Annotated in this window: 3 protein-coding genes; all 3 read left to right on the forward strand. The window is 60.2% G+C overall.

The annotated features are described in order from the left end of the window. The first annotated feature begins 195 nt into the window (after window positions 1–195). Entirely contained in the window at window positions 196–1281 is a 1086-nt protein-coding gene (locus tag IVA74_RS03730; RefSeq protein WP_247339980.1) for an NAD-dependent epimerase/dehydratase family protein, read from the forward strand. Window positions 1282–1449: 168 nt separating this feature from the next. After that, a complete protein-coding gene (locus IVA74_RS03735; RefSeq protein ID WP_247339982.1) occupies window positions 1450–2805 on the forward strand; it encodes a serine hydrolase in 1356 nt (451 codons plus the stop codon). A 178-nt stretch (window positions 2806–2983) separates the two neighbouring features. Next, complete coding sequence (locus tag IVA74_RS03740) at window positions 2984–3961, forward strand: dienelactone hydrolase (protein ID WP_247339984.1); 978 nt, start codon at window positions 2984–2986, stop codon at window positions 3959–3961. Window positions 3962–4338: the final 377 nt, after the last annotated feature.

Here is a 4338-nt window from a genome sequence, read left to right on the forward strand (position 1 = left end):
TGGTGGCGTTTCCGAAAGGCCCTTGAGGCACTCGTTGGTGGAATTCCGATCGTTGCGGTTCCGCGAGCGAGGATGACCGGGCGCTTCTCGAGAATCAAGCCTCATCGGCGCCTCGCAGGTGCGAACGCCGGCCTGACGCAAGTCGGGCCCGTTAACGATCTGCTATTCAGTCGCGCAAAAACCAGGGAGCCTCGCATGGCGGGCAAGAAGGTCGTGGTCGCCGGAGCGACCGGCCTCGTCGGCAACGCCGCGTTGCGACACTTCGGCACATCGGACCCCTGCGAGGTCGTTGCACTGTCGCGGCGCAGGCCGCGCGACCTCTGCGGCGCCCGCCACGTCCCGATCGACCTCACCAGCGCAGCCGATTGCCGCCGCGCCGCGGACGAATTCAAGGGCGCGACCCATCTGATCTACGCCGCGCTCTCCGAGGCGCCGCAACTCGTCGATGGCTGGCGCGATCCGCAGCAGATCAAGACCAACGACCTGATGCTGCGCAATCTGATGGGTGCGCTCGAGCCGGTCTCACCGGGCCTCAAGCATGTCGCCCTGTTGCAGGGCACCAAGGCCTACGGCGTCCACGTTCGCCCCTTGACCGTGCCAGCCCGCGAAGGCCGCTCCGAGATGTACGAGCAGCCCAACTTCTACTGGGCGCAGGAAAACTTTTTGCGCGAACTTCAAGTGAACAAGAGTTGGCATTGGAGCATCCTGCGGCCGGTCCTGATCGTGGGCCTTGCCATGGGCGGCGCCATGGACCTGATCCCGCCGCTCGGCGTCTACGCCGCGATGCTGCGCGAGCAGGGCAGGCCGCTCGATTTTCCCGGCGGCGCCGCGCGCGTCGCACAAGCGGTCGACGTCGATCTCCTCGCCCGCGCCATCGCCTGGTCGGGCGAGGCCAAGGCCGCGCGGAACGAGGCCTTCAACGTGACCAATGGCGACGTCTTCACCTGGGAGAACATCTGGTCTGCTGTGGCGGATGCACTGGAGATGATGCCGGGCAAGCCGGTCCCGCTTTCGCTTGCCGAGGCGTTTCCAAGCTGGGTCGGCCCCTGGGATGCGTTGCGGCGCAAGCACGACCTTGTATCGCCTGCGCTGGCCGAATTCGTCGGCCTCTCGTTCCAATACGCCGATTACAGCTTGCGCTACGGCCACGCCGAATCCGGTTCGCCCTCGATCGTCTCGACCGTGAAGATCAACCGCGCGGGCTTCACCGAGATGATGGACACCGAAGACATGTTCCGGAAGTGGTTCAGGCAGGCGAAGGAAGAGCGGCTGCTTCCCTGACGCAGAACCAAAGCCGATATCCGGGGACGGTTGCCCAGGTCAGATTGTGATCCAACTCGGTCATCGCGACAGGGCCGGATAGGAGGCAGTCCTACTTTGAGTTGAATTTACGCGGAACTCGTCCATCATGCGTGTGATCAGCGTTTGCCTGAGACGAGTCGGGAAAGCATGCGCGTTGTTCTGAGAATGTTGAAATTTATTGTCGCGATTTTGCTTCTCGGCGTTTTGGTATTCAGCGTCTGGCTAACCTTCATCCCACCCAATGGGCTGCTGTCCGCCACGGCCTATGCGGCAAAAATGGTTTGCTCGAACGTGTTCATTGCCAAACGCGACGCGGATGAGGTGGCTAGAACCGACGTGGCGTTTGCACTTCGCCGTCTCGTCAAACGTCTGAACATCAATGTCGACACCACCAAACAGCGTGTCGAGGCCGCGTATCGTGGCCTGTTCGCCAAACGCTACGCTCAATATGAGGAGGGACGTGGTTGCACGCTGGCCTCGAGCGACGAAGTCCCCCATCCCGCCGCGCCGTCTTCACTGCCAGAAAAGCCTAATGCGCTCTGGCCGGTCGGCGAGAGCGCTCAATTGTCTGACGACGAGCCCTTACTGGCGGCGCTGAACGATCCGGCTCTCCAGGGCCCGGGCATGCGCGCGATCGTCGTGGTCCAGGACGGACGCATCATCGGAGAAACCTACGGTGAAGGCTTCAACGCTTCGACGCCCCTGCAGGGCTGGTCGATGACGAAGACCGTGACTGCCGCCTTGGCCGGCATGGCGATCAATGACGGAAAGCTTTCGCTCGATCGAAAAAATCTGTTTCCGCAGTGGGCCGGCGACGCGCGCGCGGACATCTCAGTGGCCGATTTGATGGCCATGACAAGCGGATTGAAATGGAGTGAAGATGGTGACTCTCCCGATCCTGACGGGTTGGAGAATCTCGCACATGATGCGGCGGCTTTCGCGAGGGACCGTCCGCTTGTCGCCCCGCCTGGAACGAAGTTCAACTATTCCGGGGGTACGTCCGTCCTGTTGGCCCGGGTCTGGCAGAACGCGGTTGGAGAGGACGCGCGAGCATATCCGCAGGAGCGATTGTTCAAGCCTTTGGGTATGACCAGCGCTATTCTCGAGGCCGACCCTTCAGGCACATTCCTTGGCGAAGCCTTTCTCTTCGCCAATGCGCATGATTGGGTGCGCTTTGGCGAATTCCTGCGCTTGAATGGAGAGTGGAACGGTGCACAGCTTTTGCCGCCGGGCTTTGTCGATTACATGCGCTCGCCTGTGCAGGCGTCCGACGAGGGACATGGCCCGGTCTACGGTCGCGGACAGCTTTGGTTGGGACCGGGCCAGGGATTTCGACTCCCTGCCGACACGTTCATGTTGCAAGGGCACCTCCGCCAGGTGATCGCGATCATTCCCTCGCGTAAACTGGTAATCCTGCGCATGGGTTTAACGCGGGAAGATATTGGGTACAGCGTTGCGAAACTGCTGTACGCGATTGTCGCGGCGAGCAGATCATATAAATGATGCGCTACTTCCGGGTTTGGCCCTTGCGAAGTAGCGGCGCACTTCGTTGAGGTCCGCTTAGTGAGGCACGGCGGACTGGATCTGCTCAGGTTGAGTTCTTTGCATTTTTACCCGAAGGCGACATAATCGGGAGGTTCAACTACCAATTGTGAAGGTCCTCTGCCCGCGGGAGCCAAGAATGCGTCGCGTTATTTTGTTGTCTGCTTTCTATTTCTTCCTTGAACTGACAGTGGCGAACGCGGCGGGGGTCAGAAATTTTGACATTCCTGCTGACGGGGCGGGACCGGGGATCAGGCTGCTCGTTTGGGCACCTTGCGCGGAGACCCCGCGAGAAATGGATGCCCGTGGTGCCATCTTCTTTGCAGTCCCCGGATGCGCAGTGACAGGCGAAAAGCTTCCCCTCATCGTAATATCGCACGGCAGACGAGGATGGTTCGGCGGCCACCATGACACTGCGGCGGCCTTGGCCGACGCGGGGTTTGTCGTCGCTGCACTCAATCATCCCGGTGACACTTGGCGCGACACTAGCCGTACCGATAGCCTTTCGGTGCTGGTGGAGCGGCCTGCGGATATTAAGCGGCTCATTGACTACATGCTCGATGGCTGGCCCGACGCGGCGCGCATCGACGGTAGGCGTATTGGTTTCTACGGATTCTCGTTTGGCGGCTATACGGGTCTTGCTGTCATCGGTGGTTATCCCGATTTACGAAAGGGCTTGCCCAATTGCGCGACGTCCAGCCTGCTGGCCTGTAAGCAGCTTGAAAGCGGCGAGGCACCCAGTCAGCCAGTCACGTCCGATCCGCGCGTGAGGGCCGCTGTAATCGTTGATCCATATCCAGCATTTGTGTTCCCCGAGAAGAACCTGAAGGAAGTAGCGGTTCCGGTGCAGTTGTGGAGTTCCGACCCTGCACAAAACGCTGACGGCCTGTCAGGATGCTGTGCAGCAGCGATCAAACAAGGGCTTCCAACGCCGGATTATCACTTCGTGACAAACGCCAAACACTTCTCTTTCCTTGCAACCTGCACCCCGAAGGAAGCGCAGGGTAACCCGTCGGCCTGCACAGATGCGCCGGGCTTCGACCGTAACGATTTTCATCAACACCTTCACGCTGAGATGATCGGGTTTTTCCGTAAGCATCTCGCTGAAAGCCAGTAACATTTGGCATGGCTGCGCGGCTCTGCCAATGTCGCTGGTTTGGCCCGCTCCGGACCACCTGCGCCGGTTCTATTACGTCCGCTGTTCGGGGTGGACCGGAAGTGACAGATAGGGGTCTGCACGCATGGCAACCCGTTGACGCCCAGCGCACGATGAAAGTCATGTTGGCTACCGCCGAAGAAGCAGGTCTTTATTGGCGAGCAATGCGTCGAGTATCTGGATCTCGATGGATAAGCAGATTTTGGCCAAACGTTGCAGGAAGAAAAAAGAGGGCCGAAGCCCTCTTTCAAGTTAGTACCGACGATAGCTCCGATGGTATCCATAGCTGCGACGTACATAGGGGCGACGGACGACGTAGGCCCCGCGCCGATACACGG

Origin of the sequence: Bradyrhizobium sp. 132 (genome assembly GCF_023074185.1) — a bacterium.
Taxonomy (GTDB): Bacteria; Pseudomonadota; Alphaproteobacteria; order Rhizobiales; family Xanthobacteraceae; genus Bradyrhizobium.

Excerpts from the sequence above, each read along its gene's own strand:
- IVA74_RS03740 (WP_247339984.1), top strand. The coding sequence starts at position 2,984 with ATGCGTCGCGTTATTTTGTTGTCTGCTTTCTATTTCTTCCTTGAACTG.
- IVA74_RS03730 (WP_247339980.1), top strand. The coding sequence starts at position 196 with ATGGCGGGCAAGAAGGTCGTGGTCGCCGGAGCGACCGGCCTCGTCGGC.
- IVA74_RS03735 (WP_247339982.1), top strand. The coding sequence starts at position 1,450 with ATGCGCGTTGTTCTGAGAATGTTGAAATTTATTGTCGCGATTTTGCTT.